This window comes from Streptomyces sp. NPDC051578 (assembly GCF_044454045.1).
Taxonomy (GTDB): Bacteria; Actinomycetota; Actinomycetes; order Streptomycetales; family Streptomycetaceae; genus Streptomyces.
On record NZ_JBITDH010000023.1, the window covers coordinates 1 to 3,223 of the forward strand.

General features: G+C 69.1%; 5 protein-coding genes. 2 read left to right on the forward strand and 3 right to left on the reverse strand.

Annotated elements, in window-relative coordinates:
- On the forward strand, positions 1–236 hold a 236-nt coding region (locus ACIA6C_RS33115), incomplete at its 5' end, for a hypothetical protein (RefSeq protein ID WP_399281397.1).
- Positions 237–325: 89 nt separating this feature from the next.
- Here the strand turns inward: ACIA6C_RS33115 and ACIA6C_RS33120 are convergent.
- Positions 326–1,591 (reverse strand): MFS transporter, encoded by a 1,266-nt coding sequence (locus ACIA6C_RS33120; protein WP_399281398.1) that lies wholly within the window; start codon positions 1,589–1,591, stop codon positions 326–328.
- Between the two features lie 253 nt (positions 1,592–1,844).
- Between ACIA6C_RS33120 and ACIA6C_RS33125 the strand changes: the two genes are divergently transcribed.
- Positions 1,845–2,396 carry a YceI family protein gene (locus ACIA6C_RS33125; RefSeq protein WP_361140653.1) on the forward strand — a complete coding sequence of 184 codons (552 nt, stop codon included), beginning with the start codon at positions 1,845–1,847 and terminating at the stop codon, positions 2,394–2,396.
- Positions 2,397–2,413: 17 nt separating this feature from the next.
- On the opposite strand, the gene ACIA6C_RS33130 is transcribed toward ACIA6C_RS33125, so the two are convergent.
- Both ACIA6C_RS33130 and ACIA6C_RS33135 read right to left on the reverse strand, forming a co-directional pair.
- Positions 2,414–2,704, reverse strand: a complete 291-nt coding sequence (locus ACIA6C_RS33130; RefSeq protein ID WP_361140650.1) for a hypothetical protein — start codon at positions 2,702–2,704, stop codon at positions 2,414–2,416.
- Entirely contained in the window at positions 2,701–3,057 is a 357-nt protein-coding gene (locus tag ACIA6C_RS33135) for a hypothetical protein (RefSeq protein ID WP_399281399.1), read from the reverse strand. Before ACIA6C_RS33135 ends, ACIA6C_RS33130 begins: the two co-directional genes overlap by 4 nt.
- Positions 3,058–3,223: the final 166 nt, after the last annotated feature.

The window sequence follows — 3,223 nt, forward strand, 5'->3', positions numbered from 1 at the left end:
CGTTGATTTTTGGCACGCTGTTGAGTTCTCAAGGAACGGACGCTTCCTTTGTACTCACCCTCGCGGGTTTTCCTCCGGGCGCTTCCTTTGTTCTTGCGTTTCCGACTCTATCAGACTCTTTCGTGTCCGATTCCCAGTCGAAGTGGGTTCCGCTTTCCAGTTCCCCGCTTTCGCGTTTCCCTTTCCGGCGAGTCCGACTCTATCAGAACTTTTCCACCGGATTTCCCGGCTTCTGAATCCCGAATGAGGAGTCGAGGTGCCCCGGTCGGAATTACGTCCTCGGGGGCGTTTGCCGAGCCTCTCAGCTCCAGGCAACCGTTCTACTCTACAGCTCCCCCACCACACCGTCAAAACGGCGCGCTTCCCCCTCTTCCCGGGGCGTCCGGTCCTGCCGGGGGAGGAGGAACGGGGTCGTCATGATGAGGAGTCCGGCGAGCGCGATCGCGACCCGGGGGCTGGTGATCCCGGCCAGCAGCCCCCACAGAGCGGTCAGTGCGGCGATGGTGGCCTTGCTGGAGACCGACCAGGCCGACAAGGTGCGGGCGACCCGGTCTGCGGGGGTGCGCTCAAGCCGGAAGGTGGCGAACACCGGGTTGAAGACCCCCATGCAGGTGATCAGCCCGAACTCGACCGCCATGACGAGCACCAGCCCGGCCGTGCCGGGGCCGATGAAGACCAGCCCGAGCAGCCAGCAGGCCCTGAGCACTCCGGTGGTGAACATGACCCGGTGCCGCCCGTACCGGGCGACGAGCCGCGGGGCCAGGCGCGAGCCGATCAGGCCGCCGATGCAGGGGGCGGCGAAGGCCAGTCCGTACTGCCACGGCGCGAACCCGAGACGGCCCAGCATGAGGACGGCGAGCAGCGGCTGGGTCGCCATGATCAGACCACTGACCAGGATGGTGTTGGCGAACAACGGCCTCAGCTCGGAGTCGCGCAGGATGTACCGCCACCCGTCGAGCAGGTCGCCGGCCCGCAGCCTCTGCGGTACCCCGGTGTGCCTGGGCTGTGGCTCCCGGCCGCCGATCGCGCGGATCCCCGCCGCCGAGAGCAGGTAGCTCACCGCGTTGGCCGTCACGGTCATCACCGGACCGAACAGCCCGATCGCGGCCCCGCCGAGCGGCGGCCCGAGCACGGAGGCGGTCCACGTCGTGGACTCGAACCGTCCGTTCGCGACGAGCAGGTCCTCCGGCTTCACGAGAGCCTTCAAGCACGCGCCGCCGGCCGCCGTGAAGGCGATGTCGGCCGCCCCGACGACCACCGACACGACCAGGAGCTGGGCGAAGCTGAGCCAACCGAGCGCGAACGCCGCGGGGACACTCATCAACGCCGTGAAGCGGACCAGGTCCATCGCGACCATCACCGGCCGCTTTCGGCGGAACTCCACCCACGGACCGAGCGGCACCGCCACCACCGCACCGACCGCCAGTCCCGCGGCCGCGAGCACCGACACCTCGGTCGTCCCGGCGTGCAGGACGAGGACCGCGATCAGGGGGAACGCGTCGAACGCGAGCCACGTCCCGAGGGTGCTGACGGCGTACGCCGCCCACAGCCACCCGAACTGCCGCCCCAATGCCCGTCGCCCGGCCCCCATGTCCGATACCCCCCTCGTCATCACGCAGCTCGCCATCATGGCACTGGCACGCCCGGCGTCGCTGCGAAGGGCCGACCGGGCGGGCAAGGCTCGACAGCCGTAGCGGTGGGCCGCCCGAGTCACCGGTCGGAGTGCACTCTGCGGTCGCCCCGTGCGTCCGCCCGGGACCGGAACCTGTCGCGCCCTAGCGTGGGTCCGGAACGCCCCGGGCACACCGCGCCCGGGGATCCCGGTTCTTCGGAGGCACCCCACCATGACCGTCGGCATCGCAGAGCTCACCGGGGACTACGTCCTCGACCCGGCCCACACCCGAATCGGCTTCGTCGCCCGCCACGCCATGGTGACCAAGGTCCGCGGCGCGTTCCACCAGTTCGAGGGCACCGTCCACCTCGACGGCACCGATCCCACCCGCTCCAGCGCCCAGGTGTCGGTGAAGGTCGAGAGCATCGACACCGGCGTCGAACAGCGCGACCAGCACCTGCGCACCAACGACTTCCTGGACGCGCCCAACTTCCCCGAGATCACTTTCCGCAGCACCTCGGTCGAGCCGCTCTCCGACACCGAATACCGCGTCACCGGCGACCTGACCATCAAGGACACCACCCGCCCGGTCACCATCGATTTCGAGTACACCGGCAATGCCGTCGATCCCTACGGCAACCTGCGGGTCGGCCTGGAGGGATCGGTGACCATCTCCCGCCAGGATTTCGGCGTGACCTGGAACGCGGCCCTGGAAGGCGGCGGTGTGCTGGTCGGCGACAAGGTCGTCCTGGAGTTCGACCTCTCCGCGATCAAGCAGGGGTAGCAACCCCCATACGCCGGCTAGAGGTTGACCCGCTTGAGATAGACGCGGCTGCGGTGCGGGATGGTCTGGTACCAGAGCAGCAGGTGCTCGTCCTCGTACGTACGCAGCCGCATCGGGTGAGGGTCCTCGTAGAGGCTGCCGTCCTTGGGGTCGACGGCCATGGACGCCAGGTCGACCAGGCCGTCCATCACCGCCTCGACGAGGCTCTGCTGCTCAGCGGGCATATCGCCGAGCACCCACTGCCGACCGGGATCGCACTCCCATGCCCAGCCACCGTCGTTCTCGACGCCCTCGCCGCGCGAGGTCACTGGCCGATCTCCGCCTGGGCCTCGGCGAGGATGCGGTTGGTCGTCTCCATGGCGGCCCGGAACGCCTCTTCCGTCGCCCGCGGGTCGCCGGCGACGCGTTCCGCCTCCAGCAGCGCCGCGGACCGCGCCGGCCACCGGTGGATCGCCACGTGTGTGGCCCACTTGATCAGGAAGAACCGCAGCGGGTTGATCGCACCGGTCTCCGCGGCCCGGTCGAACGCCTCGTTGCATTCCTTGTCGAGCGCGGGGAGGCTCGCCATGTCGATCCGCCGCACGGCATCCCGCAGCGCTTCGCGCGTCATGGCCGGCTGGGGAATGAGCGGACCGCCGGCATCCAACTGCTGTGCTGTCATCTGCCCTCCAGGGGAACGCGGCCAGGATACCCAGCCCGGCTCACGGCCGAGGTGGCTTCGGCCCCCCGTACGCGGGGTGAACGCAGAAAAGCCCCGCACCGGCCCCGAAGGGCTGGTGCGGGGCTTCCCGCAATAATTGTTCGGCGGCGTCCTACTCTCCCACAGG

Coding starts and splice junctions, on each gene's coding strand:
- ACIA6C_RS33120 (WP_399281398.1), bottom strand. CDS start 1,591: ATGGGGGCCGGGCGACGGGCATTGGGGCGGCAGTTCGGGTGGCTGTGG.
- ACIA6C_RS33125 (WP_361140653.1), top strand. CDS start 1,845: ATGACCGTCGGCATCGCAGAGCTCACCGGGGACTACGTCCTCGACCCG.
- ACIA6C_RS33135 (WP_399281399.1), bottom strand. CDS start 3,057: ATGACAGCACAGCAGTTGGATGCCGGCGGTCCGCTCATTCCCCAGCCG.